This is a genomic window from Rhizobium sp. A22-96 (assembly GCF_053521805.1).
This window is the reverse complement of sequence record NZ_JBNWDQ010000006.1, coordinates 1-24,872: the sequence shown is the minus strand read 5'-3', so window position 1 is coordinate 24,872 and position 24,872 is coordinate 1. Positions and strand designations below refer to the sequence as shown.

Here is a 24,872-nt window from a genome sequence, read left to right as displayed (position 1 = left end):
GGTGCGCTAGAGACGGGTATTGTCGACTCGATCTACGACATATGCGTAAGTCGTGCACCTCGCGAGCGGGGGTCGGTTGCCCTAGAACTCTGCGAGACCGCGATGTCCAAGAGAATTTCAGTCCGGTTCTGGCGTTGGATGATCGCACTGCTGGCGCTATCAGGCATCGTCATCTCATACGCGGCCATCATACCGGCAGCCCATGTCTCACGATTACGATTGACGACCAATTTCCTGAGCTATTTTACGATCCAAGCGAATATTCTGCTCGTTATTGCACTGCTGTCGGCTGAAATCACGCCGTCATCGGGGATCGGACGATGGGCCAAACGTTCAGCCACGAAAACCGCACTCCTCATTTATGTCGGCGTCGCGGGCTGCGTCTATGTATGGGTGCTGCAGGACGTTTGGCATCCACGCGGGTGGCAATTGTGGGGGGACCAGATACTTCATTATTGGATCCCGTTACTCACCGCGCTGGATTGGATTTTCCTTGTTGAACGCGGCAGGCTTTCCTGGCGCGATGCGATCTGGTGGCTGCTGTTTCCCGCGCTCTACTCAATATACTCGCTGATCCATGGTCATCTCTCGGGATTTTATCCCTACCCCTTTTTGGAGGTGAGCGACATTGGCCTAAACGCCGTTCTGATCAACATGACGATCTTGGGCGTAATATTCCTGGCTCTTGGCGGGATTTTCATCGCCCTTGATCGCGTGGCTGCCAGGTTTTACTCGCGACAAACTTGATAGCAGTCGTGTGCGGGGCAGGAACGGCTCATTTTCCGGTTCCTTGATATGAAACCCGCTTCAAGCTGCCTGCCTGCGAATTCTCAGTTCGCATGCCAGGGCGAAGGCGGCGGTCAGGATCGACAGGCTTTCTCCGCTGGCGAGCCGGTTGTTCGAGTTGCTGAGAATGGTCAAGCTGAAAAAGAAGAGAATCAGAAAATAGGCATACATGGCGTGCCTTGGGATGATCCCCCTGTTTGCCACCCGCCAGACGCTGGCGCAAAAGCAGGCCAGCATCGCGGCCAAAACCACCGCGCCGAATATCCCATGCCGGATGAGGATTTCGAGGTAGCCATTGTGCATGAAAGTATATCCGACATTTGGATAGCGAGTATGCGGCCAGCGTGTGAGCCATTCTGTTCCCCAGCCGAAAATCGGCGCGGCGGAGAACAATTCCCACGCGTTTGACCAGAGCTGCAGGCGCTCGCTCATGGCAAGCGGCGTACTGCCGCTCTCGATGGAGCGCGAGACGGCCTGGCCAATTGGCTCGGTCGTGCCGGCATCCTTGAACATGGCGAGAGCGGCGGAGACTGTCGCTCCGGCTGTGTGGTCGATATTGTCCCGGACCGCATAGGCACCTGCGGCGAGCAAAGCGAGCGAGGCAAGGACGAGCGGCACAGCCAGTCGCTGTTTCAGGCTGCGAAGTGCCAGAAATGCCAGGATCGGCAATACCGGAAGGAGCGAAAGCCAGACCCCTTTCGATTTTGCCCCATAGATGCCAATCAGGCAGAGTAGGCAGATGAGCGGGGACAGAACGGAAGCATAGAGGCGCATCGTGCGCCTGTCGGCTCCCTCGGTCAGGTAATAGAGCAGCCAGAACACGGCGCCTATAAAAATCATACCGCAGCAAACCGCGCCGTGTATTTGATTGTGCTGGATCAACGGAATGACCGTCTTGCCCGCGGCGACCTCAGTAATCCGCGCACCCCATAAGAGGACGATGAGCGCGAAACCGAAGTAGACAGCGATGAGCCTCTCGAGGTGAGGCCAGCATAGAAACAGCGCATAAGCGAGAGACGGGAAAACGAGCGGCATCAGGAACAGCAGATCGCGATCGCCGACCGGATGATCGCTTTCCAGCGCGAACTGAAGAGAAAATCGCAGCAGCGCATAGGTGCCCCAGGCCAGGCAGAGCCACCCTCGCCAGTCGATTGATGGCCTTGATGAGGAGCGCAGATAGGAAATGAGCGACAAAATCAGGAGCAAGACGCCAGCATAACGATAGGCGTAACTTTCAATCAGCGAGGCAGACATGACGACGAGCCAGAGTCCACCAATGATGAAGGCCCATTGCCGATCCAAAATCGGGGCTGCACCGAAAGAATGGGTTTGGTCGTTCATCTTTGTCTCTGCCCCGCACGAATTATTCGCTACATTGCATCGTGCCATCAATCTTTCAGCACCGATTCCGGCCTTGTTAGCTGACGATCTTGAAGTGACGCTGAATTTCATTGTGTTTTCAAATCGGTAATTGTGCTCATTTCCTGCGAACCGAGAGACTGATTTTTCATCGTCTTCGGCAAGCCGCGAATGTGCCATGCGGGAAACGCTGAAAAAGTTGCGCTGCCGAAGCCTCGGTCACACCGCACGATACCGACAAGGCTAAGATCTCCGAACTCGAAGAAAAGGATGTCGAGCGTTGTGATGCTGACATCTTTCTTGGCCATCCTGGCGGTGCCGCCCACACACCATTGCTATCTTTGATGCAGCAGGGGCCATTTATTCCATGGTGCACTGGACAAATACTAAATAAGACTTACTATAAGACATCTACCGATTCCGTATATATACCAAAAGTTTGTTTTCTAATGTTTCTATCATGTATACTTAAGTAAATCAGTTTAAGTTTATTTGATATATGTTGTAATTATACATCTGCCGCACCTTCCCCTGCCTGATTTAGCGGCTGCGACCGAAGTATTGGATTCCGTCGCGAGATTTTCCGTCCCTATCCTGTGCGTGGGGGCCCATGGGCTTCCAATCATAGGGAACAGCCAAATCAACGAATGCAGCGGGTCAACGCTGGTGTCGCTCTGATTTGGCAAAGCGATTGGAGAAAAAATGAATATCAAGAGCCTTCTTCTCGGCTCCGCTGCTGCGTTGGCAGTAGTATCCGGTGCGCACGCAGCTGATGCCGTTGTCGCTGCTGAGCCGGAGCCGTTGGAATATGTTCGCATCTGCGACGCTTACGGTGCCGGCTACTTTTTCATCCCGGGCACTGAAACCTGCCTCAAGATCGGCGGCAAGGTTCGTACCGAAGGTCAGTGGTACACTCCTTACAACCCCAATGCACGCCTGGGCACGCTTTGGCACACCCGTGCTGAACTGCGTCTCGAAACGGCTACGGACACCGAATACGGTGCTCTGAAGACCAATACCGAACTGCGTTGGGACTGGAACGACGGCGGTTCGACCTCTACCAACCTGCTGCATGCCAGCATCAGCCTCGGTGGCTTCACCGTTGGTAAGGAAGACTCGCAGTTCAACGTATTCACCGGTTACGCCGGCGACGTCATCAACGACGACGTGGTCTATGACGGCCCGTATGAACTGAACCAGATCACCTACAACTACGATGCAGGCAATGGCTTCACGGCTGTGATCTCGCTTGAAGATACCAACTCCGGTTCGGGCGCTACCGGCTCGAATGGCGAAGACAGCTCTGACCACTATGCTCCTGACGTTGTCGCCGGTGCCGGCTTCAAGTCTGGTGCATGGGGCTTCAAGGTGGTCGGCGGTTACGACTCGATCGTCGAAGAAGGTGCTATCAAGGCTCGTGTTGACGCTGACTTCGGTGTCTTCTCGGCCTTCCTGATGGGCGGCTACAACACCGATGGCAGCAAGCTGAACAAGTATGCCGGCGCAAACGGTGCTGGCGATGCAGCTGACATCGGCTGGGGTGACTGGGCAGTTTGGGGTGGCGCAAGCGTTCCGATCAACGACAAGCTGAAGTGGAACTTCCAGCTTGCCTACACCGACTCCAAGATCTTTGCCGCGACCACGAACGTCAAGTGGAACCCGGTCAAGAACCTGCTCATCGAACCGGAAGTCTCCTACACCAATTGGGATTCGATCAACGAAAGCCAATGGGCCGGTATCCTTCGCTTCGAACGCAGCTTCTAATCTGATCTGAAATTGACCTCCGATCAGAAAAGAGAAGAAGGCCTGGTTTCCCTCCAGGCCTTCTTTTCATGTCGGCCTGAATCATACCTGCAAAGATCGTGCATCATATGCGGAGCAGCACAGGCTAAAGAGAGGCAATGGGCAGCAAGCTTCACCTATCCAGCCAGCGCTGCCGATATAACACCTTGGGGTTATATCAAGCGGCCACCCCCTCGGTCATGTTTTCTTCATAAATAAGAAAAAGCAGCGGGCGGAGACCTGCGCGGGAATGGCTGATTTATCTGCACTGCGCAGTTTCCGAGAAGATAAACAAGAACTCTTCGCGGAGGCGGAACATGAACAACACTGTGAAACTTGACCGGACGCTCGGGCTTTGGTCCGTCGTGCTCTTTGGCCTGGCCTACATGACGCCGATGATCGTCTTCGGCACCTTCGGGGCGCTTGCAACGGCAAGCCAGGGAACGACGGCAATGGCCTATCTCGTGGCCGCCGGAGCAATCCTTCTGACAGCCATCAGCTATGGCGTCATGGCACGCGTCTATCCCGTCGCCGGGTCGGCTTATACCTATGCCCGCCGGTCGATCAATCCGAACATCGGATTCCTTGTCGGCTGGGCCGTCCTGCTCGATTATTTCTTTCTGCCGATGGTCATATGGCTCATCGGCGCCGCCTATCTGACATCCGCGTTTCCGAGCATTCCAGGCTGGATCTGGATCGTCGGCTTCATCGCGGTAACGACAATCGTCAATGTCGTCGGCATCGCCTTTGCCAACCGCGTCAATTTCATCCTGATGGTGGTGCAGCTCGCGGTTCTCGCGGCGTTCGTTTTCCTGGCGGCGCGATATGTTATTGCCTTGAACGGTCCCGGCGGTCTTGCTTCCGTCACGCCCTTCTTCAAGCCGGATGTGCCTTTCTCGGCATCTGTCGCCGGCGCTGCGATCGCTGCTTATTCCTTCCTCGGTTTTGATGCAGTCTCGACGCTGACGGAGGAAACAAAGGATGCCAAGCGCACGATGCCGAGGGCGATCCTGATCACGGCGCTTGCCGGCGGCCTGATCTTCATTGCCTCGGCCTATGTCACGCAGCTTGCCCATCCCGGTTTCGATTTTGTTTCCGCCGATGCAGCGGCCAATGAAATCGCAAAGACGATCGGCGGCGATCTGTTCGTCACGATCTTCCTCGCCACGCTGGTTGTCGCGCAGTTCACCTCCGGTCTTGCCGCCCAGGCGAGCGTCGGTCGTCTGCTCTATGCCATGGGGCGCGACAAGGTGCTGCCATCGGCCTTCTTCGGCAGCCTGCATCCGAAGTGGCATACGCCGCTGCTCAACCTTATCCTTGTCGGCATTGTCGGCCTGCTCGCATTGACCATGGACGTCACCACGTCCACCTCCTTCATCAATTTCGGCGCATTCCTGGCCTTTACGGCGGTCAACATCTCGGTCATCGCTCTCTATCTGAAGAACAATGCCGAGGTTAAGCCGCTCGGAGCCCTGATTGGCCTCGTCATCCCGGCGGTAGCGGCTGTCTGCGATCTCTTCCTTCTCTGGAACCTCGACAAGGATGCCAAGATTCTCGGTCTCGTCTGGCTGGTGATCGGTATCGCCTATCTTGCCTATCTCACTCGTGCCTTCCAGACGGCTCCTCCGGAAATGGATTTTGCGGAGTAGGGTGCTGGACGAAAAGGAGGCTCGGCCTGTGGCCGGGCCTCACGCCAGAAACAGGCGGAACAACTCGGCCTGGCTTGAGATATTCAGCTTTGCGTAAACCTGCCGGCGATGCACCTTGACCGTATTCGGGGAGAGGGAAAGAACCGCCGCAAGCGAGAGGGTGGAATGTCCTTTGAGGATCAGCGTGACGATCTCCAATTCGCGCTTGGTGAGAGCAGGGTGCTCGATCTTCGAGGCCGCCGGTGCGGTCTTGCTGTCGAGGGAGAGGCTGGGAACGTGAAACCAATGCCGTTCTCCCAGCGCACAAATAACCGGTGCGGCGGCTCTCAGCCGGACCAGATCCTCGCCGGAAAACAACGGCGCGATACCGGTTCTGGACAAGGAGAGCACGCCGACAAAATTGCTCTCGAGCTTGAGCACGAAACCGATCTCATCGACGATCTCGGTTGTCGCGTAGTGCAGCCGGAAATACTCGGTCTGCCTGAAGTCGTCGGGAGCAAGGTCACGCATCACGATCATGCGTTCGCTGTTATCGTTGCAGATGGCATCGTAGAACGGGTCGAGCACGAACGCCCCGGCCAGATAACGATCGACAATGACAGATCGTTTGGCGACGATCTTTTCATTGTAGAGATCGAAGGCGTGTCCGTCCGGAGAGTAGAGAAAGCCGTTCATCATCTGGAACGGCGCCAGAAGCCGCAATGTGACGGCCAGGGCATCGGGAAACACGTGCGAGCCGATGGAACTTGCTGCAGTACCAAGACTGGTGTTCCAAACGTCGAAAGGTGGCGTCTGGGTGTTCGATGTCGCAGCCGAACTCATCAAAAAGCAGACCTTTCCTTGCATTCTCTTTGTCGGACATCGCAACCACATCAGTAGCACGCGCGCTTTACCCGCGAAATGCAATAGGCCCGAAAGAACGGAAACCGATCTCGTGAACAAGCCTCAGGGAAATCTTTCCACTACTCATCCACTCGACCTTCCCGCGACCGAAATCGCAAGCGGTATCCGCTCGGGGCAGTTCACTTCGGAAGCCGTCGTCGCGGAGTCAATTCGCCGGGCAAAATCTGCCAACGCGACGCTGAATGCATTCACCGTGATCCGCGAGGAGCAAGCACTTGCTTCGGCTCGCAAGGCGGACCGGATTCTATCCGAAGGCGGGACGGTTGGCTCTCTTCACGGCGTACCCTTCGCGGCAAAGGACCTGACGCCGACGAAAGGGGATTTGACCACACTGGGGTCCTGGACATCGGGTGATTGGATACCGGAGAAAAGCGCGCTTTGCATCCGCCGGCTCGAAGACGCCGGAGCAATCCTGATCGGCAAGACGGCAACCCCGGAATTCGCCTATGCAAGCTTCACGCATAGTCCGCGATGGGGTGCCACCCGCAATCCCTGGGATCTCGAAAGAACGCCCGGCGGTTCCTCCGGCGGTTCGGCGGCGGCGGTGGCAACCGGCGCCGTGCCATTTGCCGAGGGCACCGATATGGGTGGATCGGTTCGCATTCCCGCCGCCTTCTGCGGCGTCGTCGGGCTGAAGCCAAGCCTTGGCCGCATTCCGATGACGATCCTGCCGAGCGTTTTCGACAATATCTCGCATTTTGGACCCTTGGCACGAACGGTCGGTGATGCCGTTGCCTTCATGGAGGCTGCGAGCGGCCCCAGCGATGAAGACATCATGTCGCTGCCCCTGAGTTTCTCGGGGGAAGCCGCGCGAAAGGGGAGTTTGGAAGGCAGGCGTTTCGCCTTCTCGATCGATCTTGGATATTACGAGATCCAACCCGAAGTCGCGGCCGTGATGCGCGAGGCGATCGGGAGAATTCGTGAGCTGGGCGCTGTCGTCGATGAGGTACCGATGCATTGGACCCGCGCCGTCAACGACCAATGGTTCGACGTGTGGTGCGTGTTCATGTCTTCATTCTTCGGCGAACGCCTGATCCAATACAGACACCAGATGGATCCCGTCGTCGTTTCGATAATCGAGCGTGGCCTTGCCGCCAATGCGACGGACTACAAGCGCGTGGAACTGCTCCGCACCTCCATGTGGCGAGACATGGCAACGATTTTCGAGACCTATGACGCCTTGCTGTGCCCGACCTGCGCGATCACCGCTCCATCAGTGCGGGAGAACGACGACGATTATGTCGCGACATTGCCGAACGGCAAGTTTGCGGGCCTCGATATGACCTGTCCCTTCAACCTGCTGCCGCAGCTCCCCGCTCTGTCGCTGCCGGCCGGACATGCGTCGAACGGCTTGCCGGTGGGGCTTCAGATCATCGGCCGGCGTTTTGCCGACGAACAGGTCTTGTCATTTGCTGCGGCAATGGAATCCTCGTTGTTGCTGGCATGATCATCTCATGTAGGAGCGAAGTGTCGGGGATTTCAGGAGATAGCTCAGGCCGTCTTGCGTGATAGCTCTTCGCGATCCCGAATATATGGCATTGTTTCGGGGAAGGGCATGGCCTTCCCGAAAAGATAGCCCTGTCCGATGTCACATCCCTCACGCAGGAAGTACATCAATTGCCCATGTTCTTCGATGCCTTCCACGGTGGTTTTCACATCCAGGCCGCGACTCATGATCAGCAGCGCCTGCACGATCTTTTCATGCCGGTCATCATGTTCCCGTGCTGATCTGACAAAGCTCTTGTCGATCTTTATCTTGTCGAACTGGTAGCGCGCCAACTGCGCGAGGCTCGAATAGCCTGTGCCGAAGTCATCCAGCGCGATCTGAATGCCCGCACTGTGAAGATCGTCGATAATCGATGCCGCAAGATCCGGATCCCTGATCAAGGCATTTTCGGTGATCTCAACCTCGAGCCGGGATGATGGCAGGCCCGTATCCTCGAGGATCTTGAGAATCCGGGATGCGAGAAGCCGATCATCCATCTGAATGGCGGAGACATTGAAGGAAAGCGATATGTGCTGGGGCCACGACTTGGCATCATTGCACGCGGTGTGGAGAAGCTGCTGAAACAAGGGCGTCATCAAGCCGGTTTCTTCGGCAATGGGAATGAACAGCGCCGGCGAGATGCTCGTGCCATCATCTACAATCCATCGGGCAAGCGCCTCGAACCCGCAGACCTGTCCTGACCGCAGGTCGATCAAAGGCTGATAATATGGTTTGATGCGGCATTCCGTGACGGCCTGCCGAAGTTCTCCTTCAAGCTTTGCCCGTGCGGTGACCTTGAGCTGCATATCCTCTGAAAATCGAAGGGCAATGTTGGTGCCGACGCTTTTGGCCTCATAGAGCGCGATGTCTGAGCGATGGCAGACTTCCTGCAGCAAATCCCCTTGCTGCGGCCAGCGAGCATAGCCGACGCTCGCTCCGACCTGGCACGATATCGCCCCCACCTGGATGGGGTGGCTAATGGCGTGAATGAGGAGCTTTGCGAATTTTTCGTCCTTCTCTGAGATCAGCCCTCTGGTCACAACGATGAATTCATCACCGCCGAGACGGAAGACGCTCGATTCATCGGCGAGCGCAGACAGCCTTTTCGACACTTCCTGCAGAAGCTTGTCGCCTCCCTGGTGACCGACCAGATCGTTGACTTTCTTGAACCCGTCCAGGTCGATGGAAAAAATCGTTGCGGTTGGTTCCTGATCGTCTTCCTCTGCATTCACCGCCTTCACGATCTCGAATTTCTCGAACGCATATCTGTTCGGCAGGCGCGTGAGATGATCGTGCGTGGCAATCCAGTGCGCCCGCTTTCCACGCTCTTCCTGCCGCAGCATTTCCTTGCGGAGGTCAAGAATTCGCAGGCACGAATAGATAAAACTCGCTCCGCCCACAATCGTAAATGACAGAAACAGGACGTCAGTGGCGTTGTCACCGAGTGCCCTGAGGCCGCCGAAGATGTTTCGATGCCAAAAGAAACCGATGATCCACAACAATGTCGAGCCGGAAACGAGGGCAACAAGTTGCCTCCCAGCTTTACTCCTCAAGAATTCCGGCATGCTCTCCCCCAAGCATATCTCCCTTGACGATATCTTTATGTGCCGATCTATGCGGCCTTTGTTTCCATAACGGATCGATCTATTTCAGAGAGGATTGATGTCTCAACAATTGCCCGCGATTGAAGTTGCAAAACAAGGGGCCTGTTGCGCTAGCGTAAAGCGGGGGCTTCCTAAGTTCAGCCATACTCATTTCACCTTGACGTATGTCTGATTAAATTTTTGCAAATCACCCCGAATTACTTGCTTGGAGTGAGCAATAGGTGCGTTTGATTTGTCGCTCTATGGGGCAGTGATAAATGCGAACTGGAAAGCGAGGGCGCTACATGTTCAGCCGGTCGCTTAGGAAGTCGATGAACGCTCTGAGTTGCTTCGGCATCTGTCTTGCGCTGGCATGATACAGGTAGAAACCGCCGAACGAGGGCGTCCAATCGGGAAGAAGCTGCACCAATCGACCAGCTTCAATCTGCTCTCTTGCCTCAAGGTCCAGCAAGTAGGCAAGGCCCAGCCCTTGCTCTGCTGCCTTCAGCATCATCGCGGTATCATTGGCGATTAACGGGCCGTCAACATCGATCTCGAGAACATCGCTGCCCTTCTCGAATTCCCAGCGATAGATGTTCATCGCACCGGGCCAGCGGAAGCGGATGCAAGGGAACCGGTGCAGGTCCTGAGGACTTTCTGGTCTTCCCATCCGGTCGATAAGCTCCGGGCTTGCGACCACCACGGAAGCCCTTCGTCCGCCCATCCGTACCGCCACCATGTCCTTTTCAAGGGTTTCGCCAAGGCGAATACCGGCGTCGAACCGCCCGGCAACAATGTCCGAGAAGGTGTCCTGGATGGTGATGTCGAGTGTCACGGCGGGATGGGCCTGGTGAAACGCCTCCAGATGAGGCCCCAGCAGATACATGGCGGCGACGCGTGAGAGATTGAGCCGCAGTGAGCCGGCCACCTCGGCGTTTTCGGCCATCAGTTCGGCGACTGCCTGGTCAAAGCCGGCAAAGAGCGGCACGATTTTGTCCAGCAGCGCTTGTCCCTGCTCGGTCAGGCCAACACTCCGGGTCGTGCGATTGAACAGCCGCACACCCAGCCGGGCCTCGAACTCACGAATCCGCTGGCTCAAGGCGGATGGCGAAATAGCCAGTGTTCTTGCCGCGGCCGAGAAATTGCCGCGTTCTGCGATGGCGACGAACGCCTTGAGGTCGGCAAACTCGCTGCCCCGCATTATGCATTATTCCCTTCAAAGTAATATCACATAATAGAGTATTCTCTTCTCAAATCCAGTGAGCGATCTTCCTCTTCAGTTGATGTCATGGACAGCATAGGGAGAGTGGAATGCAAATTCTTGTCGTCGGAGGGGCGGGGACCATTGGGCGTCCACTCTGCGCGGAGCTGGCGGTGCGGCATCGGGTGATGATCGCCGGCCGCTCAGGTGGGGACGTAGCGGTCGATATCACGTCGGCTGACAGCATTGAGCGGATGTATCGGACGATGGGGCCCATAGACGCCTGCATCTGCGTTGCGGCATCGGGCACGTTGGATCGTTTCTCCGACCTGACTGAACAAGCCTTGCTTGAGAACATGCGCGGGAAGTTCTTCGGCCAGATTAATCTGGTGCTGATCGGCCAGCGCTACCTCGCGGACAATGGCTCGTTTACGTTGACCAGCGGCATATTCGCCGATCAGGCTTGGCCAGGCGTTACCGGTGGCGCGGTTATCAGTGGCGGGCTGCATAGTTTCGTCCTGTCGGCGGCAATCGAGTTGCCGCGCGGCCTGCGCATCAATGCCGTCAGTCCGACGATGGTTGCCGACTCGATCGAAAATTTCGGTCATCTGTTTCCGGGAATGAAATTGGTGCCGATGGATCGGCTGATGCGGGCCTATGTCCATTGCGTGGAGGGTAGCGGCACGGGTGGAATCGTCAAGGCATATGGATGATGCGCGGGCATCTGCGCCGACATGATCTCTGCCCAGTGTGATGGTTCAAGCCTGTCTATCGGGAAGCGACCCTGGTCGCTTTGTGTCTCGTTCGATGCCGCTCCGGTGCAGACTGCCGCCGAGATGGGCGACGCCGAGTGTGGCGAAGGGAATGACCAAATCGGCATTGGCGATGGTGGCGGGCCGATGCGCAACGATCACGCGGGTCATCTGCAGGTCGCGCAAGGCTGCCACGATGGCCGCCTCGGTGGTCTCGTCGAGATGGCTCGTCGCTTCATCCAGAAACAGGATTCGTGGCCGACGATAGAGCGCCCGAGCCAGGACGACGCGTTGCATCTGGCCGCCCGATAGGCTGCTGCCCATATCGCCGACAAGGCTCTCGAGGCCCATGGGCATTCGCTGGATATCCTGCAGGATCGCAGCGCGTGACGCACACTCATCGATCCAGCCCCGATCGGGATTGGGATCGAAGCCGCAGATATTATCGGCGATCGAGCCTGCGAACAGGCCATCATGCTGGAGTACACCAGCGATCTGATGCCGATATGCGGTGCCCCCTATCGCGCGGATATCGATGCCGTCGATAGACACGCGCCCCTCCGTGGGCGCCAGCAAACCCATCAGCACTTTCAGCAGGGTTGTCTTGCCGCAACCGGAGGGGCCGGTTATCGCCACGCTCTGGCCCGATGGTATATCCAGATCGGCGCCACGCAGGATCCACGGCTCGTTTTCGCCATAACGAGTGGACAGATCCTCGGCCCGAAGCGCTGCACCCCAAAGGTCGGGCTTGTCGTGGATCGCCGGCGCGGCGAAACCGCTGCCTTCTTCCTCCTGCTCCGCCAGCACGATATCGGCCAGCCGATCGGTCTGCACGTTGAGCATCCGGAGCTGGAACCATGACGCGATCAGGCTTCCGACGCGGGTGGCGAACTGATCCTTGTAGGACAGGAATGCCACCAGCATGCCGACAGTCATCTTGTTGGTCATGACCATTTGCGCCGCCAGGATGATCATGACCAGCCGATCAGCGCCGAAGAGCAGTTCATTGGCCCGGCCGAAGATCAGATCCAGACGCTGCAGGCGCAGCTTGGCATTGATGCTGTCCACCAGATAATTCAGCCAGACAGAGCGGCGGCGATCGCGCAAGCCAAGTAGCTTAACGCTGGCCATTCCACGCACGGTCTCGATGAAATGCGTCTGCTGCTTGGCATCATAGACGATCGCCTGTTCCGTGCTTTGACGATATGGCTGGTAGCGAAGCAGCCGCAGACAAGCGTTCAGGGCGGTGGCGATCATCGCTACCCAGCCAAGCCATCCGCCATAGATGAACATCATCGCCACCATGCCGATGGACATGAGCCCATCCAGCACCGCCTGAACCAGATCGGTGGTCAGCGCCTTCTGGATCGTGGCGAGCGAGCCGAAGCGCGAGATGATATCGCCGATATGCCGTTTCTCGAAGAAATCCAGCGGCAAGCGGGTCAGATGATCGAACAACCCGGTATTCCATTGCAGATTGATCGTGGTGCTCACGAGCATGATCGCCCAGGTGCGCGCCGCGCTGATGACCAGCTGCAGGACGAGGAACACGGCAAGGCCGACCCCCACGGTCAGCAGCAGGTCATAATCGGCCGACACGATGACTTCATCGATGATGATTTGCGAGCCGATCGGCATCAAAAGAGCGATAAGCTCAATTCCCAGCGAGAGGAGCAGGATGCTGACGAGAGACGAACCGGCGCCCGTGATATTGCGGAACAGATGCCGCAGCTTCAGATCGTGTCGTTCATCCGCGCGAACGAAGCGTTCGTTCGGCAAGGCTTCGAGCGCCACGCCGGTAAACTCGCGCGAAGCCTCCTCCATCGAAATCACCCGGCGCCCGACCGCCGGGTCATGGATCGTGATCTTGCCATGTCCGACACTTTGCAGCACCACGAAATGATTGAGGCCCCAATGGAGAATGGAGGGCCGGCGCAGCTTGCGAAGGTCTGCCAACTCCAGCCGCAGGGGCCGCGTCGAGAGCCCCATTGCGTCTGCCAGCTTGATCAGATCGCGCAGCGTTGCACCCTTCAAGGACACGGCATTGCGCCGCCGCATGGTTCCGAGGTCAATCGCATGGCCATGGAAACCCAGGATCATGGCCAGGCAGGCCACGCCGCACTCGGCCGCCTCGGCCTGCAGGATGATGGGTAGGCGGCGGCTGAAACCGAATTGCAGCACACGGTCGAGCTTCATGGCGCTGCCTGCTTGGGTACGCCGGTGACCACACCAATGCTGCTGCGAGCGCGATAAAGTGGATCGAGCGCCCATTCGTAAATGCGACGGCTATCAAGTGCGATGTCTGCTCCCACTTCCATGCCGACCTCCAGCGGCTTTTGATTCCCGTCGACGATGACATATGGCAAGTCGGGTTCGACCACGACGCGGTATTGGCCGCCCTGACCGGAAGAGCTGCCGGGCGAGGGCGCTTGTCCTCCGGCTGCCAAGGACGATCCGGTTTCGGCTACGGAAATGGCTTGAACGGGCGCGCGTGTGATTTCCTTGACGCGGCCTTCGTAGAGACCGAAGCGCTGGAAAGGGAAGGCCGCAAAACGCAGAAGGACCGGGGCTCCCTCCTTGATGAAACCTATCGAGGAACTGTCGACATAGAGATCCGCCTGCAGCGCCTGGCCATTGGGCAGGAGCGTGACCAGCACAGCGCCGGCACCGACCGGCTGCCCCACATGCGCGCGCACGGCCGTCAGCACGCCGTCGGCAGGTGCCAGAACCTGGATCGCCTGCTTGGCCTGGACCTCGGCGATTTGCTGATCGAGCTGCGAGATCGCGCGATCGAGCCCGCTTACATCCTTTTCCAGATTGTCGTCGAACAAAGACAGCTGCGCGGTGACATCAGCGATTTTGCCTTCCAGCGTCAGATATGTCTGTTCGAACTGCGCATGCTGGCCAAGGGCCTCGGCATAGATGAATGCCTGGGACTGGAAGGAGGCGTCGGTAACGATACGGCGGTTGGCTGCATCGCTCAATCGATCCATGGACGCCTTCATCAGCGGCAAGGATTGCTCATCGGCGGCCAATTGCGCCGCAAGATTCTTATGCTGCAAATTAAGATTGGCAAGCTGGTCCTTCAGTCCCTGTTTCTGCACCGTCGCCATCGATTTTCGCAACGACAGTTCTCGCTGCAACGCCACCTTCTGGTCCGTCAGGGCGGCAATGACACGCTCCTGTGTCGGGCCAGCGGTTGAGGTTGCCTCCAGATTGATTGCATAAAGGAACTGGCCAGCGCGCACCTTCTGCCCTTCCGTCGCGGCCATTCCATCGATCACGCCCGCTGCCGGACTTGCGATCGTAATCAAGCCCGCGCGAGGCATCACTACCCCGCTGGCATAGACGCGGCGCGTGTAGCTGCCCATGATCGAAAATGTCAGGCAAGCCGCCAGCAACACCAGGCTGGTGATCGCAACGAGGCGAACGGACAGAGGGTAAACGACCTGCACCTGGCCAAGCCAGGCATCCTGTTTGGCTTGCAGCACTTCGCGACGAAACAATGTGGACATGGGGCTGGTCCTGCTAAGTCGTCTGTTAAACCACTCACGTCGTTGGCGATGTCCTCGATCCCGGTGGTCACCCATTATTTTGGGGCCTAATCCGTGAGAGGCACATCACACTGACAAGCCGGCATCAGAATTTGCGCGCCAGCTTGCATGTCAGAGACAAAATTCCGGGATGATGTGGTGCCTGCTTAGACTCCGACGCCCTTGTACTGATCGGATCAGTGCAAGGGCGCCATCTTCCGTGCCATGGGCCGTTTGGGTCCATGGTTATTCGTTATTCCCGCAAGGTCGACCAATCGACCAAGCCTTTCGCGTCAGAGAAGGCCGCCGAGCAGACCGCCCACGACCGGGAGGGATCCAACGATGCCGCCAACCGTACCAACGATGCCATTCACAGCGCCTTCGGCACTCCCAAGCACGGTGCCAAGAACGCCACCAGGGTTACCAAGAAGGCCGTTCACATCCTTTTCTATTGAACCGAGGAGTCCATCGAGCAAGCCGCCGCCCGCCACATGATCGAGTTCACCGTCCAGGAGCTCACGGATACCGGCATTGTCCAAGCTGCTATCAAGTACAGACATGACTAACTCCATTTTCCTGTTTTGAAGGGGTGCGCCACCCCTCAACGCTGGCACGATGCCTCATCAAAAACACGGAATCAACGACATTTTCGAACATGATAATGTTATCATGTAAGATTCATATCAGGCTATGAAACCGCGTAGCAACTGAAGTTATATCGTTTTTCAAATGTGTTATAATTTGAATTTTCTGCAATGAAAACAGATATATAAACAAATACTTCGCAAGTATTGCGCGCAGGAACATCTCTGGCAGACAGATTCGTTTGAAAAAGTTGCCATGGTTCCGGCAAGCCCTTACGGCCGATATTCGGCGCGGTCCGTTCGTCGGTTGCTGGCTGCGTTCAAGGACGGTGCCGGGGAACATGTCAGAGAGAGAATGGTACGACGAAAATCACTGCGCCAAGACGAGGCTGGCTGCAAGTTCGAGCTGACTATCGGTGCCGCTCGTCAACTCCTCGCGCGTGACCGGGATAAGTCTGTCGGGCGTTATTCCAACACCTTCGAATTGACGCCCGTCAGGAAAATATTCGCGTTTCGTCGATACTCTGAACGACATTCCAAATTCCGGGAAGCGCACGAAATAAGGCTGCCCGGTCGATCCATATGTCGACTCTCCAAGCACAAGGCCTCGTCCGCCATCCTGGAAGCGCAAGACGAAATCCTCACATGCGGAAGCACATCCGCCGTCAACAAGCAGGGCTATATTTCCGCTCCAGGCATTTGCGAGTGGCGCAGTTACATTTGGACCGTATCGCATCATCAGGGTGGGCAACGCCGGAATGGTGCCGTTAAAGGAGTGCGAAGCGTCGTTCATGGCGATCGTCATGGGGGTGGCGACTTGAGTGCCCCGGTAGGGCTTCGTCATGATGGCCGAAAGCAGGTTTCCGGGTGTGCTGCCTCCACCATTATCACGCAGATCGAGGAGTATAGCATGGGTATCCCCTGCATTGTGAATGGCAGAAATCGCGTCCTGCTCATACCTTGGATTTGCAAAGCTGGGGATGCGGATCACCACCAAGCCGTCTGTGCGTCGGATTGTTTCGACTTCCGTCGAAGGCATCAGCCCTCGTTCCGGTCCTGCAAGCGGCGCGGTCAAATCGACAGGCACTTGCCGGCCGTCGTCCATGCCGATCGTGAAATGCCTCGGAAACAGAAATGGCCGGCGCCAGGTTGCCCGATCAAGCGCAGCTTGGCTGGATTGGCCAATATGGTCATGGATCGGCTTGAGCCACTCATCGACAGCTTTGTGGTCAATCGTAGCAACCGCGTCGCCAGGCGCTAACTCAGGCATTCTTGATCGCATGATGGTCCACCGACTGTCGATCCGCTTTATGCTGAACGGTGCTGACTCTTGTTGGGATAGCACTTTGTCTTCGAAGAATGTGTGGCCGTTTTGCAGGCTTGCGAAGAAGCGCATGGTAGCCAGGGAAAAGGCGTTCCGGTTTTCGGCTCCGATCGCCTCCCCAAGGTAGGCGCGGTAACGCGCCTCGAAGTCATAACCAGCGGGCAATCCCTCCGCATGAGCGAAATAGCGCTTGATCACATGGTAGGCGGTGGAAGCAATATGGGCACGATCTGTTACATCAGGATCGCGAGGCCTACCAGCATCGGTGTTTTTGGTCATCGCTACAGCCGCTGGCTTGAATGGCAACCCGGATTGAAGCATTGCCGCGCCAAAAGGCGGGGGAATAGCGATCGTAGCTTCATCATGCTTCCATAATCCGCGATTGAGATTGGCGATATGTCCTGTCTTCGGAATGCAAGTACTTCACTTTCAGATAGCCGATGCAAGCGATGCCCCGACGATTCCCGCTACGTGCGAAACGGCCGAATCTGCGAGGCTTGGCCGGGTAAACCCATGTAATTCGTGAAATATGGCCTGAAACCAGGGCCTGCCCCCGTGATATAAACCGACATCTCAACGAGACGATGTCTGCCCGCCGCCATGGCGTGTCAAAGCCGCTGATCACGATAAGTTGTTGTTTTCGCTGCTGAGAGGGTAGGGGTGTTACCTGCCGCCTGTTTGTAGTCCGCCTATCCGGAGTCGGGTTCATGGCGAATTAGAAGGTTGAAATAAGCCATGGGTACCGCGGCCTTCTTGCAAGTTTCACGTTCAAATTGTAGCTCTTTATCGTTCGGGGTCACTTTCTTGGACGCAGACATCGTTGAGGCCCGACGATCATGGCGCGTCTCACAAGATAGAACGGGGGATAAAATGGGATTTTCTGAATCTGTTCGGACAGTACTGAAATTGAAGTACGTTACGTTTTCCGGCAGGGCTTCCCGCTCGGAATTTTGGTGGTTCCAGCTATTTTATTTGCTGGTGATTCTCGCATTCGGTCTGGTCGCAGGAGTGCTGATCGGCACTACTTTCGATCGACAGGCTGGCCCTTCTCCGCTTGTCATCGCTATCGGAGTTCTCGGCGGGTTGTTTGCGCTCGCGATGTTCTTGCCGCAGATTTCTGTTCAAGTCCGCCGCTTCCATGACCGCAACATTTCCGGTTGGTGGCTTCTTGGCCTGTATATCTTGAACATAATTCCTTACATCGGCTTCATCTCAAGCATCGCACTCCTGGTTATCACCATGCTTAAGGGCACTGATGGTCCGAACAAGTTCGGCGCGGATCCATTGCGTCCGGATGCAACGGCGGCGGTGTTTGCCTGAGGCATGTTGATCCGCAGCATCGGCCTGCTGGTGCTGGGCCTGTTCTTAGCCCTGTCAACTCAACTCCACCCGGCATGGTCGCAGGGCAATGGTGTTGAGCGTGACGGAAAGAACGATCGCCTAACCAGCGAGGTCGGTGCCGCGTACGCTGCACAATGCTCACAGTACGGCTTGCGCTGCACGCTTGTTTATGGCGATGCGGCGCGAACGCCCGAAACAGCAGCGAGAGCGGCGCCATCGTCGAGCGAGCCGCTATTTAACCCGCGAGACCCGATCTTAAACGGGCCGGTGGCCATTGTCGTGGTGCTGCTCGCGTTCGCGACAATCATAGGCCTATGGATGCGCTTCGGAGGCGGTGGCATGTTGCTGGCGCCAGCGCCACGGGAAATGAAGCGACGCGAGGGAGAGGTGCCCGAAAGCTGGGGCTCGCCCGCGCGCGAAATGGAAGAGCGGCCGAACGATTTCCTGCAGAGGATCGCGGCCATGCGGGATCGGCGGCAGGCGCTTGTTCTGCTGTTGAGGCATTGCCTCCTTCACGCCGCCGATGCAACGGGAACGCGGCTTTTTCGCTACGATACGGAACGCGCCGTTCTGGGGCGTCTGCCGGTGAATATGGCGGGGCGCGACCGGCTTGAAAACCTGCTGATCGAGGCGGAGCTTGTCCACTATGGCGGTCGCGATCTGGTGGAGAGCCAGTTCACCGATCTCCTTGCCATAGCGCGCGGATTTCTTTCTAACGGCAGAGTGGCCAATGCGTAAAATTGGTCCCTTGCTGTTTCTCGGGCTGCTTCTCGCGCTGGCAGCACTGGCATTATTCGGATCACCGCGAGACGGTGATTACGATCGCTCGCCACTTGGCAACAAGGGACTTCAGCTATGGCTGCAATCCAACGGAATAGCCGTTGTCCGATCCGATGATCATGTCACCCGGTCGCGTTCGGAAATCTCGCTGCGCATCCTGTCTTTGCCGACGTCTCAGGACGGTACCGCCGAAAGTCAGAGCGACGACGAGAAAACCGATGGCCATCTGAAGCCCTGGATCTACGAGGCAAAGCTCTATGATTTGCCGACGCTGGTTATATTGCCAAAATGGCGTGCCAGCGTGTCGAAGGACGGCATTGCGCGGGAATCCGGGCTGCTGCCTCCTGCCGATCTTCATAGCGGACTTGCGAAAATCTATCTTCCGGATCTGCGACTGAAGCGGCTTGGGCCGGAATTCGAGGAGGCGCAGTTACAGCTGCCGTCGGATCAACCTGAGAAAATAGCCTTGTACCGGGCGCAATTGTTCGACCGGTCCAAGTTGCCCGGCCATTGCACTGAGCTTGCAGGCACGCCATCTGGCGCCTTGCTTCTGCGTTGCGATAACGGCTTCGTAGTTTATCTGTTGTCGGATCCGGACCTGCTGAACAACCATGGGCTCGCACTTGCCGACAACGCGGCCTTTGCTGTCTCGTTGATCAAGAACCTGCGTGGTGCCGGTGAGGCGCGGCCGGTTTTTCTCGATACGAAAGGTCAGGCACTCGAAGGCGAGAAACCTGTCGATGAGGGAAAGACCTATGAGCGCTCCGCAACCGATCTGAAGCGCTTTTTCGCCTATCCCCTGTCGGTCATCTGGGGGACGATCCTGCTTGTCGTCGTCATATGCTTCTGGCGGGGAGCCTATCGGTTCGGGCCGCCTATGACCGACGGATCCTCTCATATCGAAATATCGAAAACCGCCGCCATCGAAGCGATGGCGCGGCTGCTGCGCCTCTCCGGCAATGACGGCCGCATGGCGGCGCAATTCGTGCAGCATCTGCTGGCCGACAAGGCGATGCTGCTCTTTGGAGCAGGGGCCGGCAATCAGCCGGGGATCGAGCGGATGTTCCAGCGCCTGGCGCGCCGCGACGAAAATTTGGCGCATGCATTGCGTTCCACGGCGCAGGCGCTCATCGAGCGAGGGCATGCCATGACGCGGTCGGAGCTGCATCGCAATCTCGAAACATTCAGAAAGTTGCTAGGGAGTGCAGATCTTGGATCTAGGTGAGTTTCGCAATCTGATTGCCGCCGTTCGTGGCGAAATCGGCAAGGCCGTCCAGGGGCAGGACACCCTTATCGACCTTGTATTGATCTCGATCTTTGCCCGTGGGCACTGCCTTGTCGAAGGTCCGCCCGGCACGGCGAAAACTCTGCTTGCCCGCGCTGTTTCGGCGGCCATGGAGCTGGAATACCGCCGTATCCAGTTCACGCCCGACCTGATGCCCGGCGACGTGCTCGGCATCAATCTCTTCAATTTCCAGACAAATCAGTTCCATCTGACCAAGGGTCCGGTTTTCACCGACATCCTGCTCGCCGATGAAATCAACCGCGCGCCTCCAAAGACGCAGTCGGCCCTTTTGCAGGCGATGAATGAGCGGGTGATAACGATCGACGGTACCGACTACTCCCTCGGGTCGGATTTCTTCGTGCTTGCCACGCAAAATCCGATCGAGCAGCATGGCACCTACCCATTGCCTGAGGCGCAGCTCGATCGCTTTCTCTTCAAGCTGGTCGTTGACTTTCCGGAACGCGCCATCGAAATCGCCATCCTGTCCAAACATGCGAACCAGGCTCTGAAATCGGACGTACGCAATGCCGGTATTCAGCCACTCATCTCGAGCGCGACCCTTGCCGCAGGACGAGCGCTGATCGATCAGATCCATCTGGACACCACGATTTTGACCTATGTGGTCGACCTCGTGCGCGCTACTCGCTCGGACCCCGATATTCTGCATGGCGCATCGACGCGTGCCGCAGATGCTCTTGCGGCGGCGGTCAGAGTGCGGGCGGCATTTGAAGGCCGAGATTACGGACTGCCCGATGACGTTCAGGCCCTGCTGGTGCCGGCGTTGCGCCACCGTATCGTGCTGTCGCCTGCGGCCGAAATCGATGGCCGCACGGCCGATGAAGTCTTGAGAAATATCAGAAACCGCGTGGATGCACCTCGTTAAATGCGGCCATCATCCTACCTGACCGCACTCATCTTGATCTTGACTGCAGTGACCCTCGTCATCTGCGCGTGGCGGGCTGACATGAGCCTGCCGCTGATCTGGGCGTGGGTGGCTGTCGCCGCATTGACCGTCGGCGATCTGGCATTGTCGGCGCCATCGAGCCGCATGAAGATCGAGGTCGACCTGCCGCCGCAGGGCTTTGTCGGCCATACAGCGCAGCTCACGGTTGACATACAGCCGCACAGAGGATTGCTGCCTCTCGGAATTGAGGCGCGTCTGGATCTCGCTCCGGAACTTGGGTCAGCTGAGAACGCATTGCCTGAGGTCACCCTGGACACCGGACGCAAGCAAGCGAAAACTTCCACTGGCCTCCACCTCACGCGGCGAGGGCAATACAGGATACATAGGCTCTGGCTGAAATGGCCATCGCGACTGAAACTGCTGGACATCATCGCTTCGATGCCAATCGAAAGGGATATCGCCGTCCTGCCCGATATCTCGCCGGTTTTGTCGGGCGCGATACAGGCCCAGATCCTGCCACTCGAAAACGGCCAGAAGGATCTGCGGCTGAGAGGTGAAGGATCTGAATTTCATCAGCTGCGCGAATTTGCGACCGGCATGGATTCGCGCAGCATCGATTGGAAGCGATCCGCCCGAATGCGCAGCCTGGTCGTGCGCGAGATGAGGGCCGAGCGAAACCATCAGATCATATTGTGCGTCGATTCCGGACGGTTGATGGCCGAACGGCTCGCTGGAGTGCCGAAGCTCGATCGTGCCATCAACGCGGCGCTCGCCATGTGCTGGGCCGCGGGACTGGCGGGCGACCTGGTGGGATTCTACAGCTTCGACAGCCGGCCGCGCCTCTTCGTGCCGGCTTTGCCTGGGCGATCCGCGTTTCCGCGTCTGCAGACCGTTTGCGCGCAGCTGCGTTATGAAACTCAGGAGACCAATCATACGCTCGGGCTGACGCATCTGTCCGGTCGGCTGAAACGGCGTTCGTTGATCGTGATATTCTCCGATTTCGTCGACAGCATCACGGCGGAGTTGATGATCGAGAACATGCAGGTTCTGGCCCGGCATCATTTCATCGTCTATGTCGCCTTGCGCGATCCCATGCTGGCCAAGTTCACCGAGCCGGAGGAGATGACGCTGGACACGGTCGCCCGCTCCGTGGCCGCGCGGCAGATTCTGCAGGAGAGGCGCGCCGTATTGGAGAAGCTGGCGCGCCTGGGTGTTCTGTGCCTCGATAGCACACCGGAAGCGCTGACTTCGGACCTCGTGGCGCGCTATATAGAAATCAAATCTCGTGAGATGATATGATGGATATCAGCATCGATGGAACGAAAGATGTGGCAACGGCGGTAAACGCCGGTGTGGCACAGGCCGACACGCTTCGTTCCGCGCGATTTCGGATGGAGCGCGAGGCACATTGGCGTCGTCTGGACGAGTTCGTGACACGCGCCGAAAAGGGTGGTGCCGCCGCCTTGAGTTACGATGAAGTCCGCGATCTTGCCGCCGGCTACAGGCAGGCGATGAATTCCCTGAGCGTCGCGCGCGACATTTCTCTAGACCGTGCCCTGATCGCCTATCTCGAAAGTCTGTGCGCCCGTGCGTATCTGGTCGTCTATGCGCCGCAGGAAAGCCTCGGCGGATTGACGACCCGGCTGCTGACGCATGGCATTCCGCAGGCTGTCCGTCGCTCGGCCCTGCCTCTGTTCATAGGCTTTCTGGCCCTGATCCTGGGAGCTGCGGCCGGCTACAAACTCTACACGAACGACTCCAGCTGGCTTTATACGTTCGTGCCCCCGGAATTGGCCGACCAACGGACGCCGGATGCATCAGCCGATTATCTGCGCTCGACCATCTATGGCGACGAGCAGCATGCCAGCGACAAGTTGGCTGCGTTTTCGACCTTCCTGTTTTCGCACAATACCTCGATCGTGATCCTGATCTTTACACTCGGTATTTTCCTCTCGGTGCCAAGCTTCGTGCTCACCTTCTATAATGGTCTGATGCTGGGCGCGTTCTACGCGATGTTCGCTCAAAAGGGGTTGGGTTACGATGTGTTCGCGTGGCTTTCGATCCACGGCGTGACCGAGCTTGCCGCCATCGCCATTGCCTGTGCGGGCGGCGCAAGGCTCGGCCTAGCCGTCCTGTTGCCGGGATCGCGGAGTCGCAGGGAGGCGTTGCGCCATCAGGCACATGATGCGGTCAAGCTCGCCATTCTGGCGGCGCTGATGCTGATCGTGGCAGCTTTTATCGAGGGATTTCTCCGCCAGCTCATACAGGACCCGACCCTGCGCCTGGTCATTGGCTGGGGGATGGGCGTCTTCTGGGTGAGCTGGCTGTTATTCGCAGGCCGCGAAAGCAAAACTGAGCGTGAGCCTGTGCGATGAGCGAATATCCGCAAGGCACAACGCGAATGGAGCAGTTCATCCCGCCGGAGGGCGTGCCGATCAGCTTCGCCATCGCATCGCTCGGAACCCGCCTCGGCGCCCAATGCCTCGACCTCATCTTCACTTTTCTGCTGGTGCTCGTTTGCGCGGTGGCCCTGGCCTTCGGCGGCTTTCTGCCTCCTGAAGCCGCGGTAACACTGGTCATCCTGTTGGCGTTCCTGATACGCACTCCCTACTACATCCTCTCGGAACTTGTCTGGAATGGCCGTACGCTCGGGAAAAGGATAACGGGCATTCGCGTCGTCAACGTCAATGGGCGGCGTCTCACCCCACACCAGGTCACAGCCAGAAACCTCATGAAAGAGGTGGAGATTTTCACTCCCCTGACCTTGGCTCTTGCCATCGGTTCAATGTCGGTCTGGGAAGGCGGCGTGACGAGCGCCTGGATCCTGACGGTCCTGATTGTGCCGCTGGCCAATAAGCGCAGGCAGCGGCTGGGTGACATGATTGCCGGCACTTTGGTAGTCGACAATCCACGCTCGGTGCTGTTGTCCGATCTCGTCATATCGGCGCCAATGATCCTGCCGGCGCAGGTGGCGTTCGATTTCCTTCCCGAGCATCTCGATGTCTACGGGAAATACGAGCTGCAGACGCTGGAAGATGTGCTGCGTGACCCGACCAAAAGTTCGGGCAGCGAAGAAATCACGGAGATCGTGCGAACCATTGTCAGGAAAATCAAATTTCCAGATGCCGTCAAGACCGGCCAGGAAATGCTTTTTCTGACGGCCTTCTATCGCGCACAACGCGAACATCTGGAAACGTTGAGGCTTTTCGGTACTCGCCGGGAAAACAAGTTTCATCAGGCCGAAAAAACGGTTGGCGGAACCGGGCTCGATATTCGACTATGATTATATCTTCTTCGCTATCACGAAAACCTGCTTTGAGCTGACTGTGTTCCGCTCGACAGTTTTGCGAAGACGAATGTGCAGGCCGAAGGAAGATATCTTGCCGTCCTTCGGCCTGACATATTTTAGCCTTGCGCCGTCGCTCTTGCCGGGATGACGGCATTGAGGACTACCGACACGACAATATTGGCGGCAAGTGCCAGGAGGCCGGTATAGACGGTGAAGCTGGTGTCGCCGAGTGTGATCGCATGCAACGGCTTCCAGCCGGCATCCCAGACGAGATAGGTGCCGCCGAAGAAGCCGACGACCCAGCCGGCCAGCAGTGCCGGTGCCCGGAACC

General features: G+C 57.5%; 20 protein-coding genes and 1 pseudogene. 12 read left to right on the top strand and 9 right to left on the bottom strand.

Translation table 11 applies throughout. The features are described from left to right. The first annotated feature begins 102 nt into the window (after positions 1 to 102). A complete protein-coding gene (locus ACQZ6F_RS24840) occupies positions 103 to 747 on the top strand; it encodes a Pr6Pr family membrane protein (protein WP_449094434.1) in 645 nt (214 codons plus the stop codon). 60 nt (positions 748 to 807) lie between these two features. Here the strand turns inward: ACQZ6F_RS24840 and ACQZ6F_RS24835 are convergent, their stop codons facing one another. Beyond that, entirely contained in the window at positions 808 to 2,325 is a 1,518-nt protein-coding gene (locus tag ACQZ6F_RS24835) for an O-antigen ligase family protein (RefSeq protein WP_449094433.1), read from the bottom strand. 522 nt (positions 2,326 to 2,847) lie between these two features. Between ACQZ6F_RS24835 and ACQZ6F_RS24830 the strand changes: the two genes are divergently transcribed. Both ACQZ6F_RS24830 and ACQZ6F_RS24825 read left to right on the top strand, forming a co-directional pair. Further along, positions 2,848 to 3,909, top strand: coding sequence for a porin (locus ACQZ6F_RS24830; RefSeq protein ID WP_449094432.1), 1,062 nt, complete (start codon positions 2,848 to 2,850; stop codon positions 3,907 to 3,909). 335 nt (positions 3,910 to 4,244) lie between these two features. Further along, on the top strand, positions 4,245 to 5,576 hold the full coding sequence (locus ACQZ6F_RS24825) for an APC family permease (RefSeq protein WP_449094431.1): 1,332 nt from the start codon (positions 4,245 to 4,247) through the stop codon (positions 5,574 to 5,576). 39 nt (positions 5,577 to 5,615) lie between these two features. Here ACQZ6F_RS24825 and ACQZ6F_RS24820 read toward each other — a convergent pair whose 3' ends face one another. Further along, positions 5,616 to 6,398: a helix-turn-helix transcriptional regulator gene (locus ACQZ6F_RS24820; protein WP_449094430.1), complete on the bottom strand. Its 783-nt coding sequence runs from the start codon at positions 6,396 to 6,398 to the stop codon at positions 5,616 to 5,618. Between the two features lie 112 nt (positions 6,399 to 6,510). Between ACQZ6F_RS24820 and ACQZ6F_RS24815 the strand changes: the two genes are divergently transcribed. Next, on the top strand, positions 6,511 to 7,926 hold the full coding sequence (locus ACQZ6F_RS24815; RefSeq protein WP_449094429.1) for an amidase: 1,416 nt from the start codon (positions 6,511 to 6,513) through the stop codon (positions 7,924 to 7,926). 44 nt (positions 7,927 to 7,970) lie between these two features. Here the strand turns inward: ACQZ6F_RS24815 and ACQZ6F_RS24810 are convergent, their stop codons facing one another. Together ACQZ6F_RS24810 and ACQZ6F_RS24805 are read right to left on the bottom strand one after the other, a co-directional pair. Beyond that, on the bottom strand, positions 7,971 to 9,530 hold the full coding sequence (locus ACQZ6F_RS24810) for a putative bifunctional diguanylate cyclase/phosphodiesterase (protein WP_449094428.1): 1,560 nt from the start codon (positions 9,528 to 9,530) through the stop codon (positions 7,971 to 7,973). A 319-nt stretch (positions 9,531 to 9,849) separates the two neighbouring features. After that, on the bottom strand, positions 9,850 to 10,749 hold the full coding sequence (locus ACQZ6F_RS24805) for a LysR family transcriptional regulator (RefSeq protein ID WP_449094427.1): 900 nt from the start codon (positions 10,747 to 10,749) through the stop codon (positions 9,850 to 9,852). Positions 10,750 to 10,859: 110 nt separating this feature from the next. Here ACQZ6F_RS24805 and ACQZ6F_RS24800 point away from each other — a divergent pair, with 110 nt between their 5' ends. Further along, entirely contained in the window at positions 10,860 to 11,462 is a 603-nt protein-coding gene (locus tag ACQZ6F_RS24800; protein WP_449094426.1) for a short chain dehydrogenase, read from the top strand. A 45-nt stretch (positions 11,463 to 11,507) separates the two neighbouring features. Here the strand turns inward: ACQZ6F_RS24800 and ACQZ6F_RS24795 are convergent, their stop codons facing one another. From ACQZ6F_RS24795 to ACQZ6F_RS24780, 4 genes are all read right to left on the bottom strand, one after another. Beyond that, complete coding sequence (locus ACQZ6F_RS24795) at positions 11,508 to 13,697, bottom strand: peptidase domain-containing ABC transporter (RefSeq protein ID WP_449094425.1); 2,190 nt, start codon at positions 13,695 to 13,697, stop codon at positions 11,508 to 11,510. Next, entirely contained in the window at positions 13,694 to 15,016 is a 1,323-nt protein-coding gene (locus tag ACQZ6F_RS24790; RefSeq protein WP_449094424.1) for an HlyD family secretion protein, read from the bottom strand. Before ACQZ6F_RS24790 ends, ACQZ6F_RS24795 begins: the two co-directional genes overlap by 4 nt. A gap of 311 nt (positions 15,017 to 15,327) precedes the next feature. Next, a complete protein-coding gene (locus ACQZ6F_RS24785; RefSeq protein ID WP_077467260.1) occupies positions 15,328 to 15,594 on the bottom strand; it encodes a hypothetical protein in 267 nt (88 codons plus the stop codon). Positions 15,595 to 15,988: 394 nt separating this feature from the next. Next, positions 15,989 to 17,221: a S41 family peptidase gene (locus ACQZ6F_RS24780; protein WP_449094423.1), complete on the bottom strand. Its 1,233-nt coding sequence runs from the start codon at positions 17,219 to 17,221 to the stop codon at positions 15,989 to 15,991. A 591-nt stretch (positions 17,222 to 17,812) separates the two neighbouring features. Between ACQZ6F_RS24780 and ACQZ6F_RS24775 the strand changes: the two genes are divergently transcribed. The 7 genes from ACQZ6F_RS24775 to ACQZ6F_RS24745 are packed head-to-tail and all read left to right on the top strand — an operon-like array spanning position 17,813 to position 24,535. Beyond that, positions 17,813 to 18,262, top strand: a complete 450-nt coding sequence (locus ACQZ6F_RS24775; protein ID WP_449094422.1) for a DUF805 domain-containing protein — start codon at positions 17,813 to 17,815, stop codon at positions 18,260 to 18,262. Positions 18,263 to 18,265: 3 nt separating this feature from the next. Then, the gene (locus ACQZ6F_RS24770) at positions 18,266 to 19,021 is read left to right on the top strand and encodes a hypothetical protein (RefSeq protein ID WP_449094421.1); all 756 of its coding nucleotides are present in this window, start codon (positions 18,266 to 18,268) and stop codon (positions 19,019 to 19,021) included. Further along, positions 19,014 to 20,288, top strand: a complete 1,275-nt coding sequence (locus ACQZ6F_RS24765; RefSeq protein WP_449094420.1) for a hypothetical protein — start codon at positions 19,014 to 19,016, stop codon at positions 20,286 to 20,288. The genes ACQZ6F_RS24770 and ACQZ6F_RS24765 overlap by 8 nt, the downstream gene beginning before the upstream one ends. Beyond that, entirely contained in the window at positions 20,275 to 21,231 is a 957-nt protein-coding gene (locus ACQZ6F_RS24760; RefSeq protein ID WP_077467256.1) for an AAA family ATPase, read from the top strand. The genes ACQZ6F_RS24765 and ACQZ6F_RS24760 overlap by 14 nt, the downstream gene beginning before the upstream one ends. Beyond that, positions 21,232 to 22,551 carry a DUF58 domain-containing protein gene (locus ACQZ6F_RS24755; RefSeq protein WP_449094419.1) on the top strand — a complete coding sequence of 440 codons (1,320 nt, stop codon included), beginning with the start codon at positions 21,232 to 21,234 and terminating at the stop codon, positions 22,549 to 22,551. Beyond that, entirely contained in the window at positions 22,551 to 23,627 is a 1,077-nt protein-coding gene (locus ACQZ6F_RS24750) for a stage II sporulation protein M (protein ID WP_449094791.1), read from the top strand. Before ACQZ6F_RS24755 ends, ACQZ6F_RS24750 begins: the two co-directional genes overlap by 1 nt. After that, positions 23,624 to 24,535: an RDD family protein gene (locus tag ACQZ6F_RS24745; protein WP_449094418.1), complete on the top strand. Its 912-nt coding sequence runs from the start codon at positions 23,624 to 23,626 to the stop codon at positions 24,533 to 24,535. Before ACQZ6F_RS24750 ends, ACQZ6F_RS24745 begins: the two co-directional genes overlap by 4 nt. A gap of 122 nt (positions 24,536 to 24,657) precedes the next feature. On the opposite strand, the pseudogene ACQZ6F_RS24740 reads toward ACQZ6F_RS24745, so the two are convergent. Next, positions 24,658 to 24,872 (bottom strand): annotated as a pseudogene (locus tag ACQZ6F_RS24740) (sodium:solute symporter); the annotation flags it as partial.

Excerpts from the sequence above, each read along its gene's own strand:
- ACQZ6F_RS24840 (WP_449094434.1), top strand. The coding sequence starts at position 103 with ATGTCCAAGAGAATTTCAGTCCGGTTCTGGCGTTGGATGATCGCACTG.
- ACQZ6F_RS24835 (WP_449094433.1), bottom strand. The coding sequence starts at position 2,325 with ATGGCACATTCGCGGCTTGCCGAAGACGATGAAAAATCAGTCTCTCGG.
- ACQZ6F_RS24830 (WP_449094432.1), top strand. The coding sequence starts at position 2,848 with ATGAATATCAAGAGCCTTCTTCTCGGCTCCGCTGCTGCGTTGGCAGTA.
- ACQZ6F_RS24825 (WP_449094431.1), top strand. The coding sequence starts at position 4,245 with ATGAACAACACTGTGAAACTTGACCGGACGCTCGGGCTTTGGTCCGTC.
- ACQZ6F_RS24820 (WP_449094430.1), bottom strand. The coding sequence starts at position 6,398 with ATGAGTTCGGCTGCGACATCGAACACCCAGACGCCACCTTTCGACGTT.
- ACQZ6F_RS24810 (WP_449094428.1), bottom strand. The coding sequence starts at position 9,530 with ATGCCGGAATTCTTGAGGAGTAAAGCTGGGAGGCAACTTGTTGCCCTC.
- ACQZ6F_RS24805 (WP_449094427.1), bottom strand. The coding sequence starts at position 10,749 with ATGCGGGGCAGCGAGTTTGCCGACCTCAAGGCGTTCGTCGCCATCGCA.
- ACQZ6F_RS24800 (WP_449094426.1), top strand. The coding sequence starts at position 10,860 with ATGCAAATTCTTGTCGTCGGAGGGGCGGGGACCATTGGGCGTCCACTC.
- ACQZ6F_RS24795 (WP_449094425.1), bottom strand. The coding sequence starts at position 13,697 with ATGAAGCTCGACCGTGTGCTGCAATTCGGTTTCAGCCGCCGCCTACCC.
- ACQZ6F_RS24790 (WP_449094424.1), bottom strand. The coding sequence starts at position 15,016 with ATGTCCACATTGTTTCGTCGCGAAGTGCTGCAAGCCAAACAGGATGCC.
- ACQZ6F_RS24785 (WP_077467260.1), bottom strand. The coding sequence starts at position 15,594 with ATGTCTGTACTTGATAGCAGCTTGGACAATGCCGGTATCCGTGAGCTC.
- ACQZ6F_RS24780 (WP_449094423.1), bottom strand. The coding sequence starts at position 17,221 with ATGACCAAAAACACCGATGCTGGTAGGCCTCGCGATCCTGATGTAACA.
- ACQZ6F_RS24775 (WP_449094422.1), top strand. The coding sequence starts at position 17,813 with ATGGGATTTTCTGAATCTGTTCGGACAGTACTGAAATTGAAGTACGTT.
- ACQZ6F_RS24770 (WP_449094421.1), top strand. The coding sequence starts at position 18,266 with ATGTTGATCCGCAGCATCGGCCTGCTGGTGCTGGGCCTGTTCTTAGCC.
- ACQZ6F_RS24765 (WP_449094420.1), top strand. The coding sequence starts at position 19,014 with ATGCGTAAAATTGGTCCCTTGCTGTTTCTCGGGCTGCTTCTCGCGCTG.
- ACQZ6F_RS24755 (WP_449094419.1), top strand. The coding sequence starts at position 21,232 with ATGCGGCCATCATCCTACCTGACCGCACTCATCTTGATCTTGACTGCA.
- ACQZ6F_RS24750 (WP_449094791.1), top strand. The coding sequence starts at position 22,551 with ATGGATATCAGCATCGATGGAACGAAAGATGTGGCAACGGCGGTAAAC.
- ACQZ6F_RS24745 (WP_449094418.1), top strand. The coding sequence starts at position 23,624 with ATGAGCGAATATCCGCAAGGCACAACGCGAATGGAGCAGTTCATCCCG.